The organism is uncultured Jannaschia sp. (assembly GCF_947503795.1).
Lineage (GTDB): Bacteria > Pseudomonadota > Alphaproteobacteria > Rhodobacterales > Rhodobacteraceae > Jannaschia.
Map to the genome: position 1 here is coordinate 902156 of NZ_CANNEZ010000001.1, position 25259 is coordinate 927414.

The 25259-nt window shown below is 61.2% G+C and carries 32 protein-coding genes; 10 read left to right on the top strand and 22 right to left on the bottom strand.

Going from position 1 to position 25259, the window contains the following annotated elements:
* Positions 1 to 26 precede the first annotated feature (26 nt).
* The gene (locus tag Q0833_RS04890; protein ID WP_298430827.1) at positions 27 to 881 is read right to left on the bottom strand and encodes a hypothetical protein; all 855 of its coding nucleotides are present in this window, start codon (positions 879 to 881) and stop codon (positions 27 to 29) included.
* A 615-nt stretch (positions 882 to 1496) separates the two neighbouring features.
* Positions 1497 to 2345 (bottom strand): cation diffusion facilitator family transporter, encoded by an 849-nt coding sequence (locus tag Q0833_RS04895; RefSeq protein WP_298430829.1) that lies wholly within the window; start codon positions 2343 to 2345, stop codon positions 1497 to 1499.
* Between the two features lie 63 nt (positions 2346 to 2408).
* Between Q0833_RS04895 and Q0833_RS04900 the strand changes: the two genes are divergently transcribed.
* The gene (locus Q0833_RS04900; RefSeq protein WP_298430831.1) at positions 2409 to 2759 is read left to right on the top strand and encodes a helix-turn-helix transcriptional regulator; all 351 of its coding nucleotides are present in this window, start codon (positions 2409 to 2411) and stop codon (positions 2757 to 2759) included.
* Positions 2760 to 2763: 4 nt separating this feature from the next.
* Here the strand turns inward: Q0833_RS04900 and Q0833_RS04905 are convergent, their stop codons facing one another.
* Entirely contained in the window at positions 2764 to 3699 is a 936-nt protein-coding gene (locus tag Q0833_RS04905; RefSeq protein WP_298430833.1) for a cation diffusion facilitator family transporter, read from the bottom strand.
* A 72-nt stretch (positions 3700 to 3771) separates the two neighbouring features.
* On the opposite strand from Q0833_RS04905, the gene Q0833_RS04910 reads away from it, so the two are divergent.
* From Q0833_RS04910 to Q0833_RS04925, 4 genes are all read left to right on the top strand, one after another.
* The gene (locus Q0833_RS04910; RefSeq protein WP_298430835.1) at positions 3772 to 4197 is read left to right on the top strand and encodes a helix-turn-helix domain-containing protein; all 426 of its coding nucleotides are present in this window, start codon (positions 3772 to 3774) and stop codon (positions 4195 to 4197) included.
* A 116-nt stretch (positions 4198 to 4313) separates the two neighbouring features.
* On the top strand, positions 4314 to 4628 hold the full coding sequence (locus tag Q0833_RS04915) for a hypothetical protein (protein WP_298430837.1): 315 nt from the start codon (positions 4314 to 4316) through the stop codon (positions 4626 to 4628).
* Positions 4629 to 4719: 91 nt separating this feature from the next.
* Positions 4720 to 5214 (top strand): DUF411 domain-containing protein, encoded by a 495-nt coding sequence (locus Q0833_RS04920; protein WP_298430839.1) that lies wholly within the window; start codon positions 4720 to 4722, stop codon positions 5212 to 5214.
* Positions 5211 to 5675: a cytochrome c gene (locus Q0833_RS04925; protein ID WP_298430841.1), complete on the top strand. Its 465-nt coding sequence runs from the start codon at positions 5211 to 5213 to the stop codon at positions 5673 to 5675. The genes Q0833_RS04920 and Q0833_RS04925 overlap by 4 nt, the downstream gene beginning before the upstream one ends.
* A 59-nt stretch (positions 5676 to 5734) precedes the next feature.
* Here Q0833_RS04925 and Q0833_RS04930 read toward each other — a convergent pair whose 3' ends face one another.
* Positions 5735 to 6007 carry a metal-sensitive transcriptional regulator gene (locus tag Q0833_RS04930; protein WP_298430843.1) on the bottom strand — a complete coding sequence of 91 codons (273 nt, stop codon included), beginning with the start codon at positions 6005 to 6007 and terminating at the stop codon, positions 5735 to 5737.
* A 103-nt stretch (positions 6008 to 6110) separates the two neighbouring features.
* On the opposite strand from Q0833_RS04930, the gene Q0833_RS04935 reads away from it, so the two are divergent.
* The 3 genes from Q0833_RS04935 to Q0833_RS04945 are packed head-to-tail and all read left to right on the top strand — an operon-like array spanning position 6111 to position 7603.
* Positions 6111 to 6641 (top strand): DUF305 domain-containing protein, encoded by a 531-nt coding sequence (locus tag Q0833_RS04935; protein WP_298430845.1) that lies wholly within the window; start codon positions 6111 to 6113, stop codon positions 6639 to 6641.
* Positions 6642 to 6665: 24 nt separating this feature from the next.
* Positions 6666 to 6797 (top strand): hypothetical protein, encoded by a 132-nt coding sequence (locus tag Q0833_RS04940; RefSeq protein WP_268892434.1) that lies wholly within the window; start codon positions 6666 to 6668, stop codon positions 6795 to 6797.
* A 17-nt stretch (positions 6798 to 6814) separates the two neighbouring features.
* Positions 6815 to 7603: a MauE/DoxX family redox-associated membrane protein gene (locus Q0833_RS04945; protein WP_298430851.1), complete on the top strand. Its 789-nt coding sequence runs from the start codon at positions 6815 to 6817 to the stop codon at positions 7601 to 7603.
* Between the two features lie 142 nt (positions 7604 to 7745).
* Here the strand turns inward: Q0833_RS04945 and Q0833_RS04950 are convergent, their stop codons facing one another.
* The 8 genes from Q0833_RS04950 to traA form a co-directional block, all read right to left on the bottom strand.
* Positions 7746 to 8630: a zincin-like metallopeptidase domain-containing protein gene (locus Q0833_RS04950; RefSeq protein ID WP_298430853.1), complete on the bottom strand. Its 885-nt coding sequence runs from the start codon at positions 8628 to 8630 to the stop codon at positions 7746 to 7748.
* 737 nt (positions 8631 to 9367) lie between these two features.
* Positions 9368 to 10231, bottom strand: a complete 864-nt coding sequence (locus Q0833_RS04955) for a hypothetical protein (protein WP_298430855.1) — start codon at positions 10229 to 10231, stop codon at positions 9368 to 9370.
* Positions 10231 to 11037 (bottom strand): hypothetical protein, encoded by an 807-nt coding sequence (locus tag Q0833_RS04960; RefSeq protein WP_298430857.1) that lies wholly within the window; start codon positions 11035 to 11037, stop codon positions 10231 to 10233. The genes Q0833_RS04955 and Q0833_RS04960 overlap by 1 nt, the downstream gene beginning before the upstream one ends.
* Complete coding sequence (locus Q0833_RS04965) at positions 11037 to 11876, bottom strand: hypothetical protein (protein WP_298430859.1); 840 nt, start codon at positions 11874 to 11876, stop codon at positions 11037 to 11039. Before Q0833_RS04965 ends, Q0833_RS04960 begins: the two co-directional genes overlap by 1 nt.
* 256 nt (positions 11877 to 12132) lie before the next feature.
* A complete protein-coding gene (locus tag Q0833_RS04970; protein ID WP_298430861.1) occupies positions 12133 to 12636 on the bottom strand; it encodes a hypothetical protein in 504 nt (167 codons plus the stop codon).
* 38 nt (positions 12637 to 12674) lie between these two features.
* Positions 12675 to 13634, bottom strand: coding sequence for an IS481 family transposase (locus tag Q0833_RS04975; protein WP_298430863.1), 960 nt, complete (start codon positions 13632 to 13634; stop codon positions 12675 to 12677).
* A 385-nt stretch (positions 13635 to 14019) separates the two neighbouring features.
* A complete protein-coding gene (locus Q0833_RS04980; RefSeq protein WP_298430864.1) occupies positions 14020 to 14226 on the bottom strand; it encodes an AlpA family transcriptional regulator in 207 nt (68 codons plus the stop codon).
* Between the two features lie 120 nt (positions 14227 to 14346).
* Positions 14347 to 17331: a Ti-type conjugative transfer relaxase TraA gene (traA, locus tag Q0833_RS04985; RefSeq protein WP_298430866.1), complete on the bottom strand. Its 2985-nt coding sequence runs from the start codon at positions 17329 to 17331 to the stop codon at positions 14347 to 14349.
* A gap of 172 nt (positions 17332 to 17503) precedes the next feature.
* Here traA and Q0833_RS04990 point away from each other — a divergent pair, with 172 nt between their 5' ends.
* Positions 17504 to 17830 carry a conjugal transfer protein TraD gene (locus Q0833_RS04990; protein ID WP_298430868.1) on the top strand — a complete coding sequence of 109 codons (327 nt, stop codon included), beginning with the start codon at positions 17504 to 17506 and terminating at the stop codon, positions 17828 to 17830.
* A gap of 1 nt (position 17831) precedes the next feature.
* A complete protein-coding gene (locus Q0833_RS04995) occupies positions 17832 to 18077 on the top strand; it encodes a conjugal transfer protein TraD (RefSeq protein WP_298430871.1) in 246 nt (81 codons plus the stop codon).
* A gap of 28 nt (positions 18078 to 18105) precedes the next feature.
* Here the strand turns inward: Q0833_RS04995 and Q0833_RS05000 are convergent, their stop codons facing one another.
* The 10 genes from Q0833_RS05000 to Q0833_RS05045 all read right to left on the bottom strand — a co-directional run bounded on the left by Q0833_RS05000 (position 18106) and on the right by Q0833_RS05045 (position 25258).
* A complete protein-coding gene (locus tag Q0833_RS05000; protein WP_298430873.1) occupies positions 18106 to 19254 on the bottom strand; it encodes an integrase arm-type DNA-binding domain-containing protein in 1149 nt (382 codons plus the stop codon).
* 171 nt (positions 19255 to 19425) lie between these two features.
* Complete coding sequence (ureG, locus tag Q0833_RS05005) at positions 19426 to 20034, bottom strand: urease accessory protein UreG (RefSeq protein WP_298430875.1); 609 nt, start codon at positions 20032 to 20034, stop codon at positions 19426 to 19428.
* Entirely contained in the window at positions 20031 to 20408 is a 378-nt protein-coding gene (locus tag Q0833_RS05010; protein WP_298430877.1) for a carboxymuconolactone decarboxylase family protein, read from the bottom strand. The genes ureG and Q0833_RS05010 overlap by 4 nt, the downstream gene beginning before the upstream one ends.
* On the bottom strand, positions 20405 to 21049 hold the full coding sequence (locus Q0833_RS05015) for an urease accessory protein UreF (RefSeq protein ID WP_298430880.1): 645 nt from the start codon (positions 21047 to 21049) through the stop codon (positions 20405 to 20407). Before Q0833_RS05015 ends, Q0833_RS05010 begins: the two co-directional genes overlap by 4 nt.
* A complete protein-coding gene (locus Q0833_RS05020) occupies positions 21033 to 21482 on the bottom strand; it encodes an urease accessory protein UreE (RefSeq protein WP_298430882.1) in 450 nt (149 codons plus the stop codon). The genes Q0833_RS05015 and Q0833_RS05020 overlap by 17 nt, the downstream gene beginning before the upstream one ends.
* On the bottom strand, positions 21482 to 23218 hold the full coding sequence (gene ureC / locus Q0833_RS05025; RefSeq protein ID WP_298430884.1) for an urease subunit alpha: 1737 nt from the start codon (positions 23216 to 23218) through the stop codon (positions 21482 to 21484). The genes Q0833_RS05020 and ureC overlap by 1 nt, the downstream gene beginning before the upstream one ends.
* A 10-nt stretch (positions 23219 to 23228) precedes the next feature.
* Entirely contained in the window at positions 23229 to 23636 is a 408-nt protein-coding gene (locus tag Q0833_RS05030) for a carboxymuconolactone decarboxylase family protein (protein WP_298430886.1), read from the bottom strand.
* Between the two features lie 102 nt (positions 23637 to 23738).
* A complete protein-coding gene (locus tag Q0833_RS05035; protein WP_298430888.1) occupies positions 23739 to 24101 on the bottom strand; it encodes a lysozyme inhibitor LprI family protein in 363 nt (120 codons plus the stop codon).
* A gap of 4 nt (positions 24102 to 24105) precedes the next feature.
* The gene (locus tag Q0833_RS05040; RefSeq protein WP_298430890.1) at positions 24106 to 24927 is read right to left on the bottom strand and encodes a cyclase family protein; all 822 of its coding nucleotides are present in this window, start codon (positions 24925 to 24927) and stop codon (positions 24106 to 24108) included.
* Positions 24920 to 25258 (bottom strand): urease subunit beta, encoded by a 339-nt coding sequence (locus Q0833_RS05045; protein WP_298430892.1) that lies wholly within the window; start codon positions 25256 to 25258, stop codon positions 24920 to 24922. The genes Q0833_RS05040 and Q0833_RS05045 overlap by 8 nt, the downstream gene beginning before the upstream one ends.
* Position 25259: the final 1 nt, after the last annotated feature.

The following is a 25259-nucleotide window of genomic DNA, read 5'->3' on the forward strand; positions in this document are numbered from 1 at the left end:
TTGCTCTTCTGTGGGATCGGAAGCGGTCATGATCTGAGGCCTACCGCTTGGATTTGGGCCTGCGTTACCAGCTTCGACGCCAGCAATCCCTCGATCTGCTTGGCCGTGATGTGTTTGCACATCGGGCTGCGATCAATGATCCAGCAGACCAACCGTGCATGGTGATCGGCCTCCAACGCTGCTGACTTTTTTCGGGCTGCTGCCTGCTTCTCGACATAGGCCTGCCAGCGCCGCGACTGAAACCAGTTGTCGGAAAAGCAGACCTTGGAACGGGTGAAACCAGCGCTGTTGGTCGCGTAGGCTTGGACAGCCTGCAACAAGCGCTCCGGCTTGATCCCTTCCTTCACGGCCTCTTCGATCTGGGCAAGGCAGGCCGCTTTGCCGCGCAATCGGTCGGATGGATACGCCGCCAAAATCTTCTCAGCTTCTGAAGCCTCCGCCGCCTCGCGCTTGCGCGTAGGTGGTTTATGGATGGTTTTAGGGTGGTTTGGGGGCCGTGGTGGCCCCGGTACCCCGGCCACAGAGGCCCCCGTACCGGGTCCAGACTGGACGGGGTCCACTGTGGACCCCGTCTCAATCTCGGGTTCTGCGGTCGGTTCCAGCGCTTCGACCTTGGCAAGATCGATCCGGTAAACGACGGTGAAACCGTTCTTGCAGGTCCGTGCGCCGGTCTCGACCAGGATGCCATCTTTCAAGAACTCGCGGACGGTTCGCTTGACCGTAGTCTCCCCCAGCTCGGTGTGGCGCTGGATTGTTCCTTTCGAACACCAGATGCCCGACCCGTCATCAGAGGCCTTGTCCGCCAAAAACATTATGATCTGCTTGCGCGTCGCACTCCCAAACTTCCTCTCGGCACAAGCGTTTGCCACGCGCCAGCTCATTGGAAGGCCTCAGGGGCAAGGTTTGACAATTCGCCGCTAAGTGCTTGATGCGCCGTGGTCGGTTTGACAGATTTTTCGTGACTAACGTGTTGAGCCCTATCAATAAGCTTCGGTTTGAAAATCCTCGTGTCGGTGGTTCGATTCCGCCCCCGGGCACCACTAATGCAATAAAAATACATTTATTTCATATGGTTAGAAGATTTTCTGGGGTCTTTATCCCCCAGTGAATCCCCCAGCCTTTGGATCGCTTGGCACGTTTCAGTATGTCAGCGAGGCCACTACTACTTCGGTTGGTACAACGGGTTTAGCCTACGTCTCAAAATCCGCTTTTCGCTTGCAGGGCAGTCCAATGAATCGTGGAGGGCGACAACCCTTACGATTTTGGTCACATATGTGACCAATCAAGGTCATTGATTTCGCTGCATAAATGGGAACGGCTCGGCTATGTTTGTGGCTTAGACGCCACTAAAGCGGTGGTCAAAAACCTGCCAAAACTGCAAAGGTTTTGCCGGTTTTTTTTGTCTAAGTGATCGGTTTTGCGTGGGGCAGAGCGGACCAGCACAAAGGACCGTTTTCGCCCGTACAGTTCTGGCAAGGGGTTTCTGTCCGCCCGTCCTATGTTTCGGCCAAATCGCTCCGCGCATCGCGGATGATCATCCAAGAAGAATGCAGGAACAGCCCTGCGATGGCGAAGGCAACGATGAGGTCGGGCCAAGCGCTGCCAAGCCACGCGACCAGTCCGGCTGCGATCACCACGGCGAGGTTGCCGATGGCGTCGTTGCGCGAAAAGAGCCAGACCGCCCGCATGTTCGCGTCCCCCTTGCGGTGTTTCAGGAGCGGCAGGACCGCGAGGATGTTCACGATCAGCGCACCTACGGCGAACGCTCCCATCAACCCGGCTTCGGGCGTCGTCTGATTGAGAACGCGCCAAAGCGTGCTGCCGACGACACCGAGGCCCAGAAGCCCCAAAAACACTCCTTGGATAATCGCTGATCGCGCCCGCCATGTCAGGCTCCAGCCGATGGCGAGCAGACCCAGAAACGTGATTGCGCCGTCGCCCAGAAAATCGAGCGCGTCCGCCTTCAAAGCCTGCGACCCTGACAGGAACCCGCCGAACATCTCGACCACGCCGTAGCCGAGATTGAGCAGGACCACGATCCAGAGGGCGCGGCGATAGCTCGGGTCCTTGTAGGCCGGATCGGAGGATGTATCACCGTCCTCGATCTTCTCGAAGCCGTAGCCGGTCGCGTCGAGGGCCGGACGCACTTTCGGCAAGTCACCCTCAGCGATCCGCAATGTCATGACGTGGGTCGCGGCAGACACCTTCACATCGCCTACGGCCACGCCCGCAGACCGTGCCGCGCGCTCGATCTCGGCGGCGTCCTTGGCGCAGTCCATGCCCTGCACCCGCATCCGGATCGGTGAGGATGCCGTAGGCAACGTGCTGTTCTCGGCTTGGCTCATGTGCGATCCTCTTCAAGGTGGCGGGCGAAAGGGTTCGCCGCTAACGTATCAGTGGATAATGATATGATGACGAACGACGCGCAAGGCGATCTTTTGGCAGCCGACGCTCTGGAACTGCGGGCAAAGCTCTTCCGGGGCTTCGGCGATCCCAGCCGTTTGGCAATCCTCGATGCGCTGGTGTCGGGCGAACGCAGCGTGCAGGAAATTGTCGGCGATACGGGGTTGGGTCAGCCCAATGTATCGAACCATCTGCGCTGCCTGCTCGACTGCGGATTGGTCAGCCGCCGCAGCGAGGGCCGGTTCGTCCGGTATCGTTTGGCGGGCAGGCAGGTCGCCAATCTGATCCGCGATGCGGACCGGCTCCTCGCCGCGACGGGGACCGGGATCGACGACTGCGAGAGCTACACAGAGTAGACGGTCATCCGTGCCGCTCCTCGCCATGGCCGCGCCCGCCGAACTCAGCCGGGTCGTCGCAGGCGTGGCGCGCGCACTCCAGCTCAAGCGTCGTATGCTCGATGTCGAACCGGTCAGATAGTGCGGCCTTGATCCGCTCCTTCACGGCGTCTGCTTCGGACCAACGACCCTCGGTTATGACGATATGCGCGTCCAGCGCCGCACGGTGTTCGTCCATCTGCCAGAAATGCGCGTGGTGGATGCCCGTCACGCCGTCGATTCCGCGCACGGTCTCCAGCACCGCTTCCGTCTCGATATCAGGTGGTGAGCCGAGCATCAGGATACGTATCACCGGGCCGATTTCCTGGAACGATTGCCAGAGAATGTAGCCCGCGATCATCACCGTCACGAGCGGGTCGATCAGCCGCCAGTCGTAGAGAAGGATCAATGTGCCAGCGACAATTACTGCGACAGAGCCGAGCGCATCGGCAACGTTGTGCAGGAACGCCGCGCGAATGTTCACACTGGATTTGGACATGGCGTAGGTCAGCGCCGCCGTCACGGCGTCCACGATCAGCGCGATTCCAGCGATGATGACGATCAGCCAGCCCTCGACGGGCTGCGGATCGGCAAAGCGCATTGCGGCCTCGTAAAGCAGATAGAGGCCGATCACGATCAGCGTGGTGTAGTTGATGAGCGCGGCGACGACCTCGACCCGGCCATAGCCGAACGTCATATCCGCGTCCCTTGGCCGTCGCGCGATCTTGCGAGCGCCGAAAGCGATGATGAGCGAGATCGCGTCGGAAAAGTTGTGCAGCGCGTCGGCGATCAGGGCGAGCGAGCCGGAAACGATGCCACCGACGATCTGCGCGACCGTCAGGCCCATATTGACCGCGATGGCGGCGAAGACGCGGCGGTCGCCTGCCTCGGGATCGACGTGATGATGATGGCCATGACCCATGACGGCTCCTTTCGATTCGTATCGTTTTCAGTTAGATACGATCTACAGCGACTGTAGGTTCAAGGGGCAATGATGAAAGAATACTCCATCGGGCAGATGTCGCGCCGGACCGGCGTGAAGGTGACGACGATCCGCTACTATGAAAGCCGAGGCCTGATCCTGTCTCCGGCTCGCACGACAGGCGGGCAACGGCGCTACGATGAAGCCGCCCTCGAACGCCTCGCCTTCTTGCGCCATGCGCGGGAACTGGGCTTCGGTCTTGATGACATCGCCGATCTGATGGCATTGGCTGAAGCCCCGTTAAAGGACTGCGCACCCGCCCACGAGATCGCACGCAAGCAGCTCGCGGCCGTGGATCGGCGTATGAAAATTCTCGCGCAGCTTCGGGAGGAACTGGCGCGGATGGCGAACGCGGACGATCCGGGCCATGCCGGAAAGTGTCGCGTCATCGAGGTTCTTGGTGATCATCGGCTCTGTATCGGTGCGCATGAAGCGTAGAGAAGAATAGCGGGTGAGGCTGGCCGTCGAAAATACGCACGCGCATTATGCCAGCGACAGAACGTATAGCAGCTTGCAGCTTGCAAATATCCGCATACCCCATGTAGGTATATAGCATGGGTTTGATCCGACTTCTTCTTGTTGTCATGGTCGCGCTGTCCGCTTCGATCTCCGGGGCGATGGACGCGGGCCATGCGGCTGTGGTGGAACATAGCCACGCGGCGACGGATGAAGCGGCCGACGATCAGCCGGTCTGCTGTTCGGAAAGCTCTGAGCGCTCCCAGCCCTGCCATGCGCTTCCCGCGCTGCTTCCTGGTGTAGGCCACCATGACGACGCCCCGGCGACCTGCGAGGATGTCTACGTCTCCGCAAGTCTGCCGCTGACGGGCATAAAGCCTTCCGGCCCTCTCGACCCGCCCCGCGCAGCGTGATGCCTGCCGCGTCCCCTGTGTCGCGGTCCTTTCGTTGTAATCACATCAGAACGGGCTCTGCCCGTGCGTATTTCTGTCGAGAGGAAAAGACATGAAACCGATCAAGACAATACTCACTCTCACCCCCGCTGCTGCGCTGTCGCTTGGCCTCGCCTCTTTCGGCTCTGTCGGGATGGCCCATGCCGACAACCATTCCGGCATGAGCGATCACGGCACGATGCACGTGACCAAAAGCCCGACCTGCGGCTGTTGTGGTGCCTGGGTCGCCCTGGCTCGGGAGGAAGGCTACGAAATCGAGGTCACGGACACTCGCGATGTCACCAGCGTAAAGCTGCACAACGATGTGCCCGGCACGATGTGGTCCTGTCATACCGCGATGATCGACGGCTATGTGGTCGAAGGTCATGTGCCGTTCGCGGCACTTGCGAAACTGCTCGAAGAACGCCCCGAAATTGACGGGATCGCGGTCCCCGGAATGCCCGGTGGCTCCCCCGGCATGGGGGATGATCCGACCGCGCGGTATGACGTGCTGGCCTTTGGTGGCGACGCCGGTGAGGGCGAGGTCTTCTACCAGGCCGGTCTGTGAACCGGACTGTCGCGCTCGGTCTGGGGGCAGTGGTTCTTGCGGGAGCCGCTGCCCTCGCCTTTGGGTGGGGAACATCGGCACCGGCCCAGACCGTGCTGATGCCTTCCGACCCGGACGTGGTGGCCCTTGGTCAAACGGTCTACTCCGAGAATTGCGCCTCCTGCCACGGTGCAAACCTTGAGGGTCAGCCAAACTGGCGCTCACCCGGTGCGGACGGACGGCTTCCCGCACCGCCTCACGATGAAACCGGGCATACGTGGCACCATGACGGCGATACGCTGTTCCGTTTGACCAAATACGGGACCGGCGCACTGATCGGCGATCCCGACTATGAATCCAACATGCCCATCTACGAGGGCGTTCTGACGGATGACCAGATCATCGTCGTGCTCAGCTACATCAAATCGACATGGCCGCAGGACATCCGCGAACGCCACGATGAAATGGAGAACCGACAGTAAAGCGAACCCTTTGGCCGTCGCGATGATGCTCTCGACCGGGCGGACGTTCACAAACGACCCTACCGCGATGCCTTTTGCAAAAGTCCGATCAACTCATCGAACTTGGCGCGCTGTTCCTCCGGATCGCCGCTCGCAATCGCGGATTCGACACAGTGTTCGGCGTGGTTCTCCAAAATCAGCTTTTCGACCCCAAGCACCGCTGACCGGATTGCAGCCGTCTGTGCCAGGATGTCCATACAATAGCGGTCGCTCTCGACCATCTTGGCGACACCGCGCACCTGTCCTTCAAGCCGCGACAGGCGGTCCAGCGTCTTTTCCTTGTTGGCCTTCATCCGGTGGCACTCCTTTTCTGGAACCTTTGGTCGCCATCCTTGTTATATACCCTATAGGGGTATACTGAATTGGCAGACAATGGCTTATTGACGAGGTTCTACAATGGTTTCAAGCAAAGCGCATCAGGGTAGCAAGGGCGGTGGCTACGGCCGGTTCTTTGCCATGATCGGTACCTCGACGGTGGTGATGTATGGCTTGATGTATCTCAACACCTACGCGCTCGATCACGTCTTCTTCTCGCAGACCCGCATGTGGATGGCGCTCTACATGGGCGGCATGATGGCGATCGTCATGCTCGCCTTCATGCTCGGCATGTATTCCAACCGGAAAGCCAACATCGCGATCTTCGCGGGCGCTGCCATCGCCTTTGCCGCCGGTGTCTATCTGGTCCGGTCGCAAGACACGGTGGGCGATATTGCCTGGATGAAGGCGATGATCCCGCACCATTCCATCGCGATCCTCACCAGCGAACGGGCGAACATCTCCGATCCGCGCGTGCGCGAGTTGGCCGATGCGATCATCGAGGCTCAGCGCAGCGAGATCGAGGAAATGAAACTCTACATCGCGGACATCGAAGCCAACGGGGACGCGGCTCCCGGTACGGATCGTGTCGAAGTCAGCCCCCAAAACTGAAGATCGATTTAAGGAAGCAATGACATGATGAACGAAGATCAAATGATGGACGGAAGCGGTTGGATGATGGGCGGTATGGGTTTGATTTCCCTGCTCGTGATCGTCTTTCTGATCGCCGGTATCGTCTATTTCATCCGCAACTCTCGCGGACGCTAAACGCAAGGAGACTGATGATGCCAAAAGACACCCGCGACGTCGCAGACGTAACAACCGACCCCGCAACTGCCGCGACCGGGAAAACCGCCGTTCTCTACCGCATGGCCCTGCCGAACCATCTTTGCCCGGCGGGCCAAAAGGCCCGCTGGCTGCTGAAGTCCAAGGGCTATGAAGTCGATGATCGCCTGTTCCGTGAACGCCCCGAGGTGGATGCGTTCAAGGAAGAATACGACGTTCCCACGACACCGCAGGTGTGGATCGAAGGTGAGCGCGTCGGCGGATATGACGCTCTTCGGCAAAAGCTCACTGACTACGATCCCGACGCGACGACCTACACGCCGGTAATGTATCTTTTCGCGGTCGCCGCCGCGACGGCGCTTGCGCTGTCAATCGGCTTTCTCGGCACGATATCTTGGCAGACGCTCGGCTGGTTCATCTCCGTTTCGATGATCCTGCTGGGAATGCAGAAGCTCCGCGACATCGAGGGCTTCACAACGATGTTCCTCAACTACGACCTGCTAGCACGGAGGTGGGTGCCCTATGCGTATGTCTATCCGTGGGTCGAGACGGGGGCAGGTATACTGATGACGGGTATGCTGCTGACCCCACTCGCAGCCCCAGCGGCGCTCTTCATCGCCATGGTGGGCGCGATCAGCGTGTTCAAAGCCGTCTATATCGACAAGCGGGAGTTGAAATGCGCCTGCGTCGGCGGCAACTCGAACGTGCCGCTCGGGTTCGTCAGCCTGACTGAAAACCTGATGATGATGGGCATGGCCATCGTCATGCTCTTCCAGATCATATTCTGAAGCTGATTTGCGCGAAAAATAGAGCTTGGGTTTGGGGCACGAAGCGCCGACCCTGAAAACGCCCCATCACCGTCATTGAACCACTACGCAAAAGGCTCCCGCCTGCTGACGGGGGCCTCGATCATTTCGGCGGTGCGGGCTGCTACTCGGCAGCCATCCTGTCGGCCTGCGCGGTGCGCTCCATGATGTAATCCACGGCCTTCTGCGCCTCTGACGCGGCGCGGAATATCGCGCGGCTGTCTTCCTTCATCGCCTCAAGCCAACCCTCGACATAGGCCGCACTCTGGTCGAATTCAGGCTCCACCCCGATCTGCGCGCAAAGCATGCAGTTGCCAATCTCTGCGACCAGCTCCTCGAAGGCGTAGGCCTTGCGGTCATTGAACCGGCCCAAACGGTCCAGCCGCTTTGCTGCGCCTGTCCAATGGATTGTCTCGTGGGCCAAGGTGCCAAAATATCCAGCCGCCCGATAAAACGTGCCAATCGGCGGCATGTGAATCCGGTCTGTCTTGATGTTGTAATTGGCGCGCGGCTCCTCGGTCACGTCGATCTGCGCGCCGGTCGCTGTAAAGAACGCCTCCAGCTCAGGGTCTGCCACGGTGCCAAGATCGCGGGGCGGATCGGCCAGGATGTAGAATTCAGCGGGCAAACCCTCGATCTGGTCGGCGTTGAACACGCGGTAGGCACGGGCATAGGGGATCCGGCGTTCCTCGCCATTCTCGTCTTCCCGCTCGACGGTGCCGTATTTCACGACCGTGGCGGATTTCTCGCCCTTACGAACATGACCCCCAAGCTGCTTGGCCTGATTGAACGTCATCCAGCGGGCTGAGCTGTAATCCTTGGCCATCGCTGTCGCCCAAAGCATCAGGATGTTGATGCCCCGATAGGCCTCGCCGTTGAAGCGTTCCGGCAAGCTGACAGACACCCCGCCGCCGGTCCACGGCTTGCGCCAAGGCGGCGTTCCCGCCTTGATCTGCGCGACGATCTGGTTGGTGACATGGGTGTAAACGTCAAACTTCTCTGCGGTCATTTGTGACCCTCCTTGAGTGACGCGGGCCGGGTCTCTTCCCCTTTCCGCCATGGGCGGGCCTTCCTGTTCTGATCTTTGGAATGCCCATGCATTCCGAAGGGCAGAGCAGGTAAGGGCAAAGCCCGTCCTGCGGCCTGGCGGGGCCGTGACAACCGGGTGGAGGGCGTGAATTTGGGAGGGAACCGCGCGGCTCGCCCTCGTGGGAGGAACCGGAATTCTCGACCGGAACCGACGCCGCAGGCGGCGCTTGCCAGTTTTCTCGGACCTGACAGGATGGCAGGCGGATCAACAGGAAATTGAAACTGTCAGGGGTGGGGTGAGCGGGCGTTAGCCCGTCGATCCCCAACTCTGTCTATCGCTCAAGGCGATCCCGGCACTAACGCTGGGGTCACAGAATCTCTATGGCTAATTTTTGCGTGTGTTCTGGAACTGCGTTGTCCGGCCAAAAACTGGGCCTTGCATCACCCCTAGGACCAATGGTGCTGGAGCAGTGCAACTGTCGACATCATAGTTTGTTGGATGGTCTACAACGAGAGCTGCAAGTGCCCGTCAAGAGCAACCGACGACCGATGCTGTTGCACCCGTGTACCACACGGAGGGTGGAATGCGGTCATTCGCTGCGAGTGCATTTATCCTTCGGGCGGTGTTAGAAAGCGGACCTACAGACAGTGGTATGGAGCTCCGATCACACTAAGATTGCGTTTTACGAGGCATAACTCTGCTAAAAACCACACGGATCAACTCGGTCCGTGCTCTGTCAGGTAGCTGGCCTCCTCATCTGACAACTTGATGGGAACCAATGAGTATTCGCAGCTATAGCCGTCATCATCACTATAATAACCGGTATAGAGCCAAACAGACTTGAATGGCAATTCATCCAGGAAGTCGCCCAAATCATCCACAGCGTCAAAGAAATCCTCTGGTTGGGAGTGGGTGGTTAGGTTATCCAAGACAATGATGGTGCGGTCTTTACCAGCATGTTTTTTCGCCGATTTTTTCTTGAGCGCAATCTCGATCTCTGTCTTCAAGTTCAGATGAGGGTTCATTGGAGCGCGCAAAAATAGATCAGGACCTCCACCAGGTTTTTCCAATAAATATCTACGCTGCTTGTCAGCCTTAGTTTGAACTTTTTCAACAAGATTAACGGGCAAGGTACCCGGAAAGTGCTTCTCGATTTTCTCGATCTCAAAGCCCTTCAGTTCAGACTTCATGAGTAGGGCTGTTACATCATTCTCAATCTTGATTGCCTTGAGCAAGTCCTTGTCTGCAACCCTACATATTTCCAAGAAGAACGTCGTGCCATCATGCATGACGTACTCAATATCCCATGGATTGTCTCTGCCGACGATGTAGAACTGAGGTTGCTCCAGCTTCTCCCCAAAGTGGATTTTTGCGTATTGCTGAGCAAAATGAAATCCGATTATGTCTTCGCGATGTCGGTCATTTAAGATGTTTAATCGTACGGCTTCGGAAAGGCTCCCATCACGTTCGATAAAGACATGCCTGCTGAAATTGCGCTTATCTGACAAGTCAGAAAGAGGGGCAAATCGGCGATTTTCGCCCTGTAGGAACTGGTTTCTGAACACTTGATCTGCGCACATCAGTCGATATGCCCATTTGGATCACGTGCCATTTCGCCAGTGAATTCATCTATGCGTGACCTGGCGTTTTCAAGATATTGGGTAGCTGCCTCTAAACAGATAGCACAGAAGCTCATTTGAAAATCTGTTGGTGCTTCAAACGAAATTTTCTCCTGTCGCAGCAGGCTGACAGGGTGACTGTGCACGTGATTGGAGAGATAGGTATGTATAAACTCAAATCCATTCTTATCGATCCCAGCTTCACTCACGGCACCACGAACGCCGTTAATGAATACAAATTGGCCATTCGAAAGATCTTCGATTCTGGCTTCGTCCAACCCAAGCTCTTTGCCGCGTTGCATGATCACCTTTAGAAGGCCATCCTTGTTCTGACGATGAGCGTCTAATTCGTCGGTTGAAAGCGTTGTACCAACATGCTTATTCATAGAAATCAGAAAGCGTTTTCTGTTGGATGCGTCGTGCAAAAACAGAACGTTTCGTCTCAAGTCCCATTCTGCTTCGCTGAGACTTGGTTCAGACAGGTACAGAGTCATGATCGATGCATCGATAAGAGTACGAGTGAGCGCCCCGATTGAGAAATGATCAAGGAACCCGAACTCGGTTTTCTGCCTCACGGAGTTTCTGTAGATTAATTGAATGCTCATGGCGTGCGCGAGTGTCTTCGCATACGCCATGAGCACGCGGTTCTGCCTTCCCGTATGGGCGACACCAAGTCGGCTTTCAGAAAGAGCGACTGCTTGCTCAGTTGCCTTTTCGAACGCCTCCATTGTTTCGAGAAGATAACTCTTTGAATCAAGATCACTCATTATCTTCCGATCTGCGAGACGACTTCGACTGATGTGATGATCGTTGGGATGGAGAGCAGCACACCTCCCAATGCAAACATTATCGTACAGGATAGTCGCGCTCTAAATTTTGACCATTCGTCAAAGGAGTAGGCCATGTAGAACACATCCCTTGCACGATCATCCACGATGACACCAATCGCATTGTGCCAAAGTGCTCTATCGACACGTCTTTTGGACAGTATGCATTCAAGAACCCGGTCAGTCATCACATTGCCCAAGCCGTTATAGAAGCCCATATCCGGGTCGTCCTGAATGTGCTCACTCGGTTCTTCGTCGTCAACAAAGGCATTGTGACCAGCGTGCTCCAATATGGCGTCAAGCTGGTAAAGCGTGTCCTCAGTAAAGCTCAGTGAAGTTTTTCCATAACTTTCGGGATCTTTGGACCATTCCCCGTCCCATGCAGAGCCACCGACGCGCGTCAAGTTATCGACGATCAACCACTCGGTTTGAGCTGCTCCCATTGCAAGAACGTATTCCTCAGGTGTCTTATACTTTCGGATACTGCTGGGAGCAAAGAACCCGAAAAGGATTGCTCCAACACCGAACGACACTAAACCAAAATAAAGGAAGGTTAGTTTAAGATCTCTCAGAAGATCCAGAACGGATAATGTTGATCCATCTGGCACGGTATCGCGGGTCGAAAGGAAGAAGAACTCAGCGATGAATTGGTTGTAGATGATAAGATAGCCGATCAACGGCGCGAGCGCGGTTAGGCGCGCAGGAGTGGAGTTGCCGATACTTGCGATTGAAGACCAAGGTATCAACGGGTTTATTCTCTGATAAATCGTGATTTTCAAAGTAGAATCTGCCTTACTGTCACTTCCAAATGCCTTGCGAAGATACTACTGGCATCCTTGATCTGATGGTTGTCTTGCATTCAGGACATATTCAAGCATTCTTCTTGTCATGCTAATAGGTTAAGTCGCTACCTTACAGAAGAGTTATTGCCGACGCGCTCGCAGCGAATGGCAGCAATGCGGGCTGCGCCCGCAGCATCGTGAAGGTAGGGCCAAGGTCGGGTTTGGGCCGCCTCTTCCCTCTAAGAGCGGCTTCTCACCACTTCCGCCAACCTAGCCCCATTGTCGCGGCGATGGCTTCTGGGCAACCAGCCTGCACCCGGCTGCGATATGCGCGCACAGATAACCCGTTTTCGAGCGCTATTACTTCCCATTCATCATCCGGATTATGCGCCATTTCCCGCACCCCTTCAGTTGCTGCCCTTTCTCCCGACCAGCCTCGGTTGAGTCGTTGCTTAAATGTTTGGAACGCTATCCCATTTTCTTCAGCAACAGGCCATGCCGGGAAGCCGTTGTCCAAAGTAGCTAAGCCATCCCGACACCTATTTTCAAAGGCAGCGCGGTCATAAGGGTATTGGGTATGCTCGCAAGGAACCGTCCACACCTTCGCTCCATTCTCAGCATCCTCTAAACTCACCGCAGAGGCATCAGTCAAAGGATAAGGCTTAAGGCCATAGCGACTACAAAGCCACCAGGCATCTTCGCGACTTGCGGCTTTGCCGATTATCTGCCCGTCCAGCGGAGCAACAAAGTGGATCATCAATTATTTCCGTTTCAAGACGATCGTGACTCGCTCCCTTAGGTGTTCAGTCCCGGCATTTGGTGGATCGGATCGATGATGAATCTGTTTGGCTCTGATGTCCAGATTTTGCAGATGTATTCGTAGGGCGTGAGCCCGCTGAGGGTCTTCAGTCTGCGAGCAAAATTGTAGGCTGCCATGAAGTCTGCGAGGTGCGTGCGCAGCTGGTCGTGGCTGTCGTAGTGGTATCGTTTGACGGTAGCATCCTTGATCGTGCGGTTCATCCGCTCGACCTGACCATTGGTCCAAGGGTGGTTGGGCTTTGTGAGCCTATGCTCAATCTCATTTGCCTCGCAGATCATGTCAAACCGCATCTGCCTGGATGATGCGGTATTGCGGTTGCGGGGTTGCTCGGCGAACTGGATCCCGTTGTCCGTCAGGATCGTATGGATACGGTAGGGAACGGACTTCAGCAGGTGCTCGAGGAACTCCCATGCTGTCTTGCGGTCAGCCTTATCCACCAGTTGCGTAACCGCAAACTTGCTAGTCCGGTCGATGCCTACGAAGAGAAATAGCTTGCCCTCCACCGTTTGAACCTCGGCGATGTCGATATGGAAGAACCCGATGGGGTATCGCTTGAACTTCTGTCGCTTTGGCTTGTCGCCTTCGACATCTGGTAAGCGAGAGACCCCATGTCGCTGCAGACACCGATGCAGCGCTGAACGTGTCAGGTGCGGGGTCGAGGGCTGAAGGGCATAGAGACAGTCATCAAGCGGTAGCAGCGTGTGGCGCCGGAAAGCGACGATCATAGCTTCCTCTGCCTCGGTCAGAACGGTTGAGCGCGGCTCTCTCGGACCGGTCTTCAAATCTTCGACGGTCGCACGCTTCCGCCATTTCGCGACCGTCTTGGGATTAATGCCCAACTCCTCGCTTAGCTGCGCGAGCGAAGCTTGCGATCGCTGTATTGCAGCTCTGACGGCGTACGTGGTCGTGGCGCTCCCGTGACGAACTTGTCCCATAATGCTTCCTTCCAAGCCTGAGAAAGGATCGCACCATCAAACCGTGGGATCAAACACCTAGGGAGCTCTGTCTGTCGGCATGTAAGCATTCGGGACCGCTGAAAAAACAGATGGCGCAGCCCTTTCATATCTAAACCACAAACGAATGCTGCGTCCGCGATCTGTGAGTTCGCACGCCAACTGGCTTTGCAGTTGCGGCTAGAGTCCGCGATGACGTGCCGCACCGCAACATGCAAGCACCTGATCGAGTAACCGCCATGGGCTGTTTGAGCCGGTTTCCCGCGCCACGGCAAGCAACAGTTTCGTCTTACAGCTTGTTCTTCGGCTGAGATTGCATGGCTGATGTGCGACGCAATCCAACAACACCGCAAAACCCTCGCTGCTGTCAGCGTCCCTCTCGCTCCAATCGCCAGCCTGCTGGGTTTTCAACCCAACGGTTGATGTCGGACTCGCGCCATCCCGCACCGTGGATGCTGATCCTGAGCTGGGCGGGGAAGGTGCCCTCGGAGATCTTTCGATAAATGGTGGAACGGGACAGACCGGTTCGGTCGAGGACTGTGTTCAGGCGGATGATACGATCTGGGTCGGACATGGGTTTATTGCCTCCTGCTGGATGTTCTTGAACCAGTCAGCCCACGCCACGTTAACTGCGCAAGAGCGCCCGACCCATCGTCGCACAGGGGCGTCGAATGGGCGGCAGATCGGACGGGTCTCAGAGACCAAGACCACGTCCCCTTGTGATGTCGATGCCGTGGCAAAAGGCGAGCTCGACCCCGAGTCTGCGGCCCGAGTCCATCCGGATGCCCAGCTCGGCCTTGCGGTTGGCAAGCAGAGATTCCAGCTGCGGATCGCGTTGCAGGCTCTTGGCCATCTCGCCCATCTCCGCTCGTGTCGCGCGGTAGTCGGACATCGTGCCCGACCGGTAGTGCGACAGGCTGGTCCGATCAAGGTGCTGCCAGCGCTCCACGAACTGCGCGGCTCGGCGCTCTGGAGAGGTGCGCAACTGCGTCTCAAGTTGAAGCGCCCGGATAGCGCGGTTGGCTTGGCCCGATCCGGCCTCGCGGGCAAGCGACGGGTCCTTGGCATAGGCTGCTTCGGCATCGCGCCAGCCGTCTGGCCGGACCTCTTCGAAGGACGCGCGAGACTCGGCGAGGTCGCGCAACTGGTCAGGCGTGCCCGAGTTCCCCCTCTCCTGAGCCGTGAAGATCGCATCCACCGCGCGGGCATGGCGTTTGAGGGCTTCGGTGCGGGCTTTTCGCATTGCCGCTTCCGGGTCATACGCCACGGCTTTTTGCAGCGCATCCGCGCTGGGACGGATATCCTTCCTTGCCTCTTCCCTTCCCGGCCTCTGCGCGACATCCGAGCCAAGCGCGCCGTCTCTGGCAGGGCGCGACCCATCAATCCTATCGCGCAACTTCTCCGGCACAACCTTGCGGAGTACCTCAATGACACGTTCCCGGAACGTGATTCCGCGCCGTTCGGCAAAGTCCTGCGCCGGATCGGCCTTCGCATAGTCGAGCGCCATGTCCTTGGGCCGGTCGCGCGACAGGGTGCGGATCAGGCGATCTTGTGTGGAGAAGTCGTCACGACCGTAATGCAGGTTCAGTCCGTCCCTATGCCGCGAAAGGGCGACATAGCTGCCATGGGCATCGAGGCCCGGCGTCGCGAGGACATGGGCGCGGTCGACGGTCATGCCCTGGGCCTTGTGGATGGTCGCCGCATAGCCATGGTCGAGGCGGTTGTAGTCCTTGAGATCGAAGCGGACCGACCGACCGTCGTCGGTCAGAACAGACATGCTTTGCGCGCTGACCGCATCGACGGTGCCGAGCGTGCCGTTCTTTACCCCAAGGCCGCGGTCATTCTGCAGGAACATCACCCGGTCGCCATTGGCAAAGCGACGGTCACCGCGCTCGACCGTCAAGGAGACGTCCTCTCCCAGATCGCCCGCCTCCCGCTTTCGCTGTCGCGCCAGTTCATTGAGCAAGCCCACTTCGGCGTTGGTGTGGGTCAGGATGATCCGGCTCTGGTTCGGTGCCGCTTGCCGGTCGCGGTCCCAGCGGTCGATCAAATCGGCGCGCGCGTCGTCGCGGGTCGCAGAACCATGCACCATGCCATGGCTGTCGTAGGCATCAATTGCCGCGCCGGTCCGGCCGGTGGCGAGACCGCGGGTGGCGTCACGCTGCCAGTCTTCGCGCTGGCGGCGCACCTCGCCGATTTCGGCGCCGCCGTGACGCTCGTGGAGCGACCGGAGGGCCGCGCCCGCCTCAATGGATTGCAGCTGTTGCGGATCGCCGACCAGCACGACCTTGGCTCCGGCATCTGCCGCATGTGACAGTACCCGCTCCAGTTGCCGCGTGCCGACCATGCCCGCCTCGTCGATCACAAGGACATCGCGCGCGGTGAGCCGGTCGCAGTCCTGCGCCCAACCGTGCTCAAGGCTCGCGATGGTGCGCGACGCGATGCCCGATCCGCTTTCGAGACCGTCCGCTGCGATGCCGGAAAGGGCTGCGCCGCGCACCTGATAGCCCGTCCCCTCCCAGGCCTCTCGCGCCACGCCCAACATTGCGCTCTTTCCCGTCCCGGCATGGCCGACGACGATGCCCAGATCGCGTCCGGTGGTGATTTGCGTCAGGGCGTCGGCCTGCTCGCGCGACAGAACCAGGCCGCGCGCTTCAGCACGCGCCAAAGCTGCTTTGCGATCCGCATCCCGAACCTCATGACGTTGCTTCTCGGCCAAGACTTCGGCGGCGTGAAGAAGGCGCTGTTCAGCCTCGATCATAGCCCGGGTGGTGAAGCGCACCTCGCCGCGCCCGTCCTGACCGAGTTCTAACAGATCGGGCGCATTGCGGATTGCGCCGGTCACTGCATTGAACTGTTCCACGCTGTCGCTGTGCCGATGCGCGAACCGTGCCATGTCGCGGCTCGTGAACGTCGATTGTTGATGTGTGATGGCCTCCAGTGCGAGGGCGGGATTGTCGATAATCCTCTCGCCGTTGCCACGTGCGATCTCGCGGTGCATCTCGGCCCGGTCGGCGGCCTCAAGACCGTCGCCCTCAATCCGCTGTGCGGGCGCACCGATCTGGTTTTGCGGCTCCAGTTCAATGTTCTGTGCTTCGAAACTGCGGTGATCGATGCGCACGTCGATGTCGAGTTCCGCCAGCCGCTCATTGGCAAGCGCAGCCCATCGTTCCCGCCAGCGTTCCAGCATCCCCGTACGGTTCCAGTCCCGCATCTTCGGGCCAAAGCCGGTCATGTCGACAGACCGCATCGTCAGCATGAGATGGGCATGAGGCTTCGATAACCCGTTTTCGCCCCTGTCCCAATGCACGTTGAGATCAGCGATCATGCCCTGGTCCACGAACTCGGCTTGCACGAAGTCGCGGGCGAGCGCGATGCCCTGCGCCTCACTCATCTCGCGCGGAATGGCGAACTCCACCTCCCGGGCCAGCTGCGCATCGCGCCTGACTTCGACCGCCTCGACGGCGTTCCAGAGCTGTTCGCGGTCAGACCATGCGTCAGGCGCGGTCTCCGGCAGCAGCACCTCGGAATGCACGACACCGCGCTTGGCCGTGAAGTCATGGCTCCGTTCGATCCGGTCATCGCGCAACCGCGATGCCGCGCGGTAGGCAGCGGACGCCACCGCGCTGGAACCAGCTGCGCGCCCGATGACCTTCGCGTGGAGATGATAGATCGCCATAGCGACCCGATCATCTACACAAGAACGCCGACGTCGAAACGACGTATAAGCGCGCCCTCCCTCAATAAAATCTCGGGAGCGATCAGCACGGGTCGGACCGTCCCGACGACCCTGAAGCCTTCTGCGAAGTGCTCGGCTATCATCACTGCATCAACAGATCATGGAGGCAGGAATGCGCAAACCACGGGATTACGACGCGGAGTTGAAAGGACTGGAACAGAAAGCGAAAGAGCTGAAGACCCGCAAGATGCAACAGCTTGGCGAGCTCGTTATTGCCACCGGAGCGGACGGGTTCAGCGCCGAACAACTCGCCGGTGCGTTGATCGTGCTGGCCGAGACTACGGATGTTGCAAAAAGGGAGGCCTGGTCAAAACGCGGGGCCGCGTTCTTTCAAGGTCGGTCGCGGAAACCTGCAAAAGCGACTGATCGCGACGCGAAAAGCACTCCGACACAATCTGGCGGCGCGCCGTCGGCATCAGGCCGCCCGGGCGCGGCATGATATGTGCAGCTGGCAGGTCGACCGCCGCAAACGCACCCGGCATCTGATCGAATTGGGTGGCCTGGTCGTCAAGGCCGGGATCGTTGATGTAACCAAAGACGACCGCGCGCTGATTTACGGCGGGCTCCTGTGGATGGCCGCGAAGCTGCAGAGCGACCAAGGAGAACATGCGCGGGAGGTCTGGGCCGAAAAGGGGAAAAGCGCTTTCAAGGCGGATCGGAAGGGTGACCTGCCCTCTGACAGGTAACGTTCAAGATATCCGCTGCCCGCGGCGTCTACCCCATGCACAACTGTGCCCACCTCTCCATCAGCGGCCGCCGCTGATCCAGGAAGTCGGTCTTGCGATAGGTGCGGACCACCTTGTTGTCGGATACGTGCGCCAGGACCATCTCGGCCACCTCATGCGGTGCGTCCGTCTCGTCTGCGAGCCAGGTTCGCAGGCTTGTTCTGAAGCCGTGCGGACGGGACTTAAGTCCCCTGCGCTCCATCAACCGCGCCATCGTCGCGTCACTGATGACCCCCTTGCGAACCGACGGAAACAGATACCCATCTCGCTCGTAGGGACGGGCAAGCTCGATAACACGTTGTGCCTCTTCACTGAGAGGGACTCGGAAGTCCTCCGCAGCGCCGAGGCGCGCCTTCATGTTCTCGGCGGGTACGATCCAGACATCGCCGTTGATTTCTTCCAGCCGCGCAAACCGCACGGGCTGTGAGCGAAGCCCTGTAAGGATGAGCAGCCGCAGCGCGAGATGCGTGATCGTCGGCTCCTCCAGCGATGCGTAGAACGCAGGCACGTCCTCCCACGGCATGCTCGGGATCGACGTGGCTTGGTGCCGTTGCCGACCCAAGAGCTGTTTCGCCTTGGCGACGGCCTGCAAGTCGGCATCGAGGCCCAGAGCGGCTGCGTGATCCAGGACGATCTTGAGGCGATTGGCAGCCTTCGTGGCCGTCGCAGCCTTGGAATGCCAGATCGGTGCAAGGGTGTCTCTTATATCGTTCTGGGTGATCTCGGTGACAGGCATCCGCCCGAGTTTGGGCAGCACATGATGCTCCAACGGGCTATACCATCGTCCCGCAGCCCCGTCCCCCTTGAGATCGGCCTTGCGGCTTTCGAAGGCATCCAAAGCTACATCCTTTAGAAGATGGCGGTTGCGCATGGCGTCCTGGCGTTGCCTGCGCCGATGCTCGATGGGGTCTTTGCCTTTGGCGACCAAAGTCCGATACTCGGAGGCGAGGTCCCGTGCGTCTTTCAAGGAGAGAGCCCTAAGGCCTCCGAGACCCATTTCCCTACGGCGTCCGTAAAGCGTGTAGCGGAAGACCCATTGACCGCCGCCATCCTCGCGCTTGATCAGTCGCAGGCCGTGGCCATCCTCATGCTTGCCCGGCGGCGCGGATTTGATGAAGAGGGCTGTTAGGTTCCCCAAGAATATATCCCCCAAATTATCCCCCACAAGCTACGGGATTTACTGGGATGGCGCAAGGTCTGCTGGGAGCAGCCGTGCTAGGAAAACACATTCATTACAAGCTGCTAAGGTACTAGTTGGGTTCCTATGAGACTAGAATGCCATGCCGCCCCCGGGCACCACATTATTCCCTCAAAGACCCCCCACCGCGCGCAGCGTGGCGACGATCGCGTCGACCCCCTCGCCATGCCGCAGCCGGGCGAACACCACCGGGCGGTCGCCGCGCATGCGGGCGGCGTCGCGGGCCATCACGTCGAGGGACGCGCCGACATGGGGGGCGAGGTCGGTCTTGTTGATGACGAGAAGATCCGAGCGGGTGATCGCGGGTCCGCCCTTTCGCGGGATTTCCTCGCCCGCGGCGACATCGATCACGTAGATGGTGACGTCCGCCAGCTCGGGACTGAACGTGGCCGAGAGGTTGTCGCCACCGCTTTCGATCAGCACGACGTCGAGATCGGCGTGGCGGCCACGCATCTCGGCCACGGCGGCGAGGTTGATCGACGCATCCTCGCGGATCGCGGTATGCGGGCAACCGCCCGTCTCGACACCGATGATCCGGTCGCGCGGCAGGATCTGCATCCGCATCAGCGCCTCGGCATCCTCCTGCGTGTAGATGTCGTTGGTGATGACGCCGACCGAATGGGTGTCGCGCAGTGCCTCGGCCAGCCGCGCGGTCAGCGTGGTCTTGCCGGCGCCAACGGGGCCGCCGATGCCGACGCGGAGGGGGCCGTGATCGCTCATGCGTCCTCCTCCGCGAAGACCTCGAGTGCTGCGTTCAACCCGTTGATCGCCGCGGGCAGGCCGCCATAGAGGCTCATCTGCCAGATCGTCTCGGCGATCTCCTCGCGGCTGAGGCCCGCGCGGCGTCCGGCGGCGATGTTGACCTTGAGCTGCGGCCTGGTCTGTCCACCGAGGGCCGTCAGCGCGGCGATGGTGGCGATGAACCGGTCGCGCAGGGGCAATCCGGGCCGGGCGTATTGGCGCCCATAGGCGAAGTCGACGACGCCCTCGGCCATCCCCGGCAGAAGGTGGCCGTAGCGCGCGTCGAGCGCGGCCTCCATGCCGGGGTTCAGGGTCTCGGAGAGGGCGCGCCCGGTCTCGGTGCTGTCGGTCATGTGCGGCAGATCCTCGGGGCCAGCGTTTCGTGGCGCATGGATGCGATGTCGGAGAGGAAGGCCGTGCTGCGCAAGGCGGCGAGGTCGCCCTCGGCGGTCTCGGTCGCGATGCGCGCGCAGGCGGGCGCCAGGTCGCGAAGGATGCGCTGGCCGTCGGTCTGGCCCAGCGGGATCAGGCGCATCCCCACGGCGGCGAGGTTGCCCACGAACGCCTGGAGCGCCATCTGCGCCGCAAGAAGCGGGGGCAGGGCGGCCAGCCGCGTCGCCCGCCCGAGCGCCACCGGATAGGTCAGCCCCCCGAGGTCGCCGGGCCAGAGGGCGGCGGTGATCTCGCAGAAGGCGGCACCCATCAGCTCGGTCTCGCGCAGGCGTTCGACGCTGGCCGCGAAGGCGCGGGCAGTGGAGTCAATGCGGGGGATGTTGGCGGCGTCGGCGTGGTGGGCGGCGGCCAGAAACGTCGCATCCGCGCGCCCGGCGCCGTGGTCGAGCACGTCGGCCGCCCAGTCCGTCAGCCCTGCCGCATCGGTCACGCGACCCTCCGCGATGGCCGCTTCCAGCCCGTGGGAATAGGCGAAGGCCCCGACCGGGTAGGCGGGCGAGAGCCATTGCGTCAGGGTAAGGATCTCAGTGGCTGTGGCCATGGGTCCGTCCATGCCCGTAGGCCCCGCCCTCGGGCGTGAAGGGCTCGATCACCTCGACCGCCTCGGCCCCGATCCGTGCCAGCATGTCGGCAATGACGTGGTCGCGCTGGATCAGCAGGCGCTCCGGCTCGATCTGGCAGGGTGTGTGGCGGTTGCCGACATGCCACGCGATGCGGACCATGTCGGGCCCGGTGACCGCGAGGAGCGGCTCGGGCGCGGCGGCGATTTCGACATGGCCGCCGCCAGACAGGACCAGCGCATCGCCATGGTTCAGCGATGTCGTGTGCGCCAGGTCCACGAGGAGGCGCGCGCCGCCCTCGGTCGTCAGCACCTTCCGCCGCAGGAACCGGTCCTCGTAGGTCAGGACACAGCGATCCGTCGCACCGGTCCATGTCCCGGCCGCCGCGACCGCCTTTGCCGTCAGGTCGGCCATCAGAACAGGAAATACCGCTGTGCCATCGGCAGTTCGGTTGCCGGCTCGCAGGTCAGGAGCTCGCCGTCTGCGCGGACCTCGTAGGTTTCCGGGTTCACTTCCATCTGGGGCAGGGCATCGTTGAGGATCAGGTCGCGCTTGCCGATGCCGCGCGTGTTCGCGACGGCGAGCGTCGTCTTGGCGAGGCCGAGGCGCGCGCCGATGCCGTCGGCCTGCGCGGCCTCGGAGACGAAGGTCACGGCCGAGTGCTCGACCGCGCGGCCATACGCCCCCCACATGGGTCGGGTGTGGACCGGCTGCGGCGTCGGGATGGAGGCGTTCGGATCGCCCATCTGGGCCACGACGATCATGCCGCCCATCAGCACCATCTCGGGTTTCACACCGAAGAAGGCCGGATCCCAAAGCACCAGATCCGCGCGCTTGCCCGGCTCGACCGAGCCGATATGCGAGGAAATTCCATGCGCGATGGCTGGGTTGATGGTGTATTTGGCAACGTAGCGGCGCACGCGCAGGTTGTCGTTCTCGCCGGTTTCGTCCGCCAGTCGCCCGCGCTGCTTCTTCATCTTGTCGGCGGTCTGCCACGTCCGGATGATGACCTCGCCTACACGCCCCATGGCCTGACTGTCGGAGGCGATGATCGAGAAGGCCCCCATGTCGTGCAGGATGTCTTCGGCGGCGATGGTCTCGCGGCGGATGCGGCTTTCGGCGAAGGCCACATCCTCGGGGATCGAGCGGTCGAGATGGTGGCACACCATGAGCATGTCGAGATGCTCCTCGAGCGTGTTCACCGTGAAGGGCCGCGTCGGGTTGGTCGAGGAGGGCAGGACGTTCGCGTCGCCGCAGATCTTGATGATGTCCGGGGCGTGCCCGCCGCCCGCGCCCTCGGTGTGGAAGGCGTGGATCGTGCGGCCCTTCAGGGCGGCGACCGTGTTCTCGACGAACCCGCTCTCGTTCAGGGTGTCGGTGTGGATCATCACCTGCACGTCCATCGCGTCCGCCACGCTCAGGCAGCAGTCGATGGCGGCCGGCGTCGTGCCCCAATCCTCGTGCAGCTTCAGGGCGCAGGCCCCGCCGCGCACCTGCTCCTCGAGGGCGGCCGGCAGGGACGCGTTGCCCTTGCCCGCAAAGGCCAGGTTCATCGGGAAGGCGTCTGCCGCTTGCAGCATCCGGCCGATATGCCATGGCCCCGGCGTGCAGGTGGTGGCCAGCGTGCCATGCGCGGGGCCGGTGCCGCCGCCCAGCATGGTCGTCAGGCCGGAATGGAGCGCGTCCTCGATCTGCTGCGGACAGATGAAGTGGATGTGGCTGTCGAACCCGCCCGCCGTCAGGATGCGGCCCTCGCCCGCGATGGCCTCGGTGCCGGGGCCGATGATGATGTCGACGCCGGGCTGGGTGTCGGGGTTGCCCGCCTTGCCGATGGCATGAATGCGCCCATCGCGCAGGCCCACATCCGCCTTGTAGATGCCCGTATGGTCCACGATCAGGGCGTTGGTGATGACCGTATCGACCGCGCCGGCCTCCCGCGTCGCCTGGCTCTGGCCCATGCCGTCTCGGATCACCTTGCCGCCGCCGAACTTGACCTCCTCGCCGTAGCGCGGCGCATTGCCGCCCGCCCGTTCGGCGCAGAGATCCCGCTCGACCTCGATAATCAGATCGGTATCGGCGAGCCGCAGCCGATCGCCGGTCGTGGGGCCGAACATGGCGGCATAGTCACCGCGGGAGATGGTGGCGGGCATGGCGGTCCTTTCAGTCGGTCTTGTCTGCGCGGAACACGTCGTCGACCGGCACCTGCAGCGCGGTGACGAGGCCGTTGGTCTGCATCGCCATCCCGATCACCGCCAGAAGCTCGCCATATTGCGCGTCGGTCATGCCGCGCGCGCGGGCGGCGGCGCTGTGGCTGTGGACGCAATAGCTGCAGCCATTGGCCGTCGAGACGGCGACGTAGAGCATCTCCTTGACCAGCGGGTCGAGCGCGCCGGGTGCCATCACCTCGCGAAGACGGCCCCAGGTCGCGCGCAGGAGCGCCGGGTCGTGGGCCAGCGCGCGCCAGAAGTTGTTGACGTAGTCGGTGCCGCGCGCGGTCCGTATCTCGTCGAAGACGGCGGCGGCCTCGGGCGAGAGCTGCGCGTCGGACAGAAGCGGGACCGTGCTCATGGGCGGCGCCGGACCGGGACGGCCCGCGCGGGCGCGGCGGACCCGTGCCGGCCGCTCCGGGTGGAGCGGCCGGACAGGCGGGGATCGGAAGGCCCCGCCATGCTAGCGCAGCGCCCGCAGGACATCGTTCCGGGCGATCGTCATCCGGTCCATGCACTGCCAGTAGACAAGGGGCGCGATCGATCCGCCGGCATAGCTGTCGCGCTCGCCCTCGCAGGTGGCGTCGCGCCGTCGCAGCCACGCCCGCTGTTCGTCCAGAAGCGCCGCCCCGCTGCCCTGGCGATCGGCGAGGGGCTTCACCTCGGCCCAGAGCCGGTTGAGCTCCGCGTCCGAGACGCCCCAGCCGTCGCGGGCGCAGAAGTTCATGTCGAGCTGCGTCGCCCGGTTCGAACAGTCCACAGAGGTCTGCGCCGCGGCCGGAAGGGCCATCAGCGTGGCCAGCGCGATCAAGGGTGCGATGCGCATCGTCCTACACCATCGCAAAGATGCGCGCGGGGCCGCCCGTGCCGCCGCGATGGGTCGGCGCGCCGACCACGATGGTCGCACCGGCGGCGGGCACCTGGTCAAGCCCGGCGATATTCTCGATCCCGTAGCGATTGGTCGGGAGCCACGCGTAATGCGTCGCGAAATCGGCCGAGGGTCCGTGATCTAGCGACAGCGTGTCAACCGCAATCGAGCGCGCGCCCGTGTTCTCCATCAACATCTGTGCCGCCTCGATGTGGAAGCCGGGGAAATGCATCACGCCCTCGCCATCGGCGTTGCGGAAGCCCTCGGTGCCGACCTTCGCGGCCCAGCCCGAATGCATCGCCACGCAGGCGCCCTCGGGGATCTCGCCATTGGCGTCGATCCACGCGGAGAGGTCGTCCGGCGTGACCTGCGCGTCCGGATCCTCGGCGGCGCGGGCGGCGATGTCGATCACGGCCAGCGGGCAGACGAGGTTTTCGACCGGGATCTCCTCGACGGCCTGCCCGTCCGCCGAGAAGTGCAGCGGCGCGTCGATATGGGTGCCCGTGTGTTCGTTGACGGTCAGGCTGTAGAGGTTGAAGCCGCTCTCGGCGAAATCGAACAGCTTCTCGGTCGCGATGCCCGGTTCGCCGAAATAGGTCGGGAACTCGGCGTCGTAGACATGGGTCAGGTCGACCACGCCGCCGTGGCCCGCGGCCATCGCCGGCGTTCCCTGCAGCAGCCCGCCGGTCGCGGCGACGGCGCCCGCCGCAGCGCTCGCCCGGAACAGGTCGCGGCGGGACAGCATCCGGTCCTTCACCGCATTCATAACGCAATGGTCACACATCGGTTTTTCCTCCCTCGATGGAACGGTCCAACGCTCCCATGACGCGGCCGTTGAACCCATATACCACGCGCGCGCCGGCCAAGGGGATCAACGCGACCTCGCGGCGCTGGCCCGGCTCGAACCGGACGGCGGTGCCGGCGGCGATGTCGAGCCGGTGGCCGCGCGCGGCGTCGCGGTCGAAGTCCAGCGCGGGGTTCGATTCCGCGAAGTGGTAATGGCTGCCGACCTGCACGGGGCGGTCGCCGGTGTTGGCCACCATCAGGGTGATTGCCTCGGCGCCGTCGTTGAGGACGATCTCGCCCGCCGCGGGCATCAATTCTCCGGGGATCATG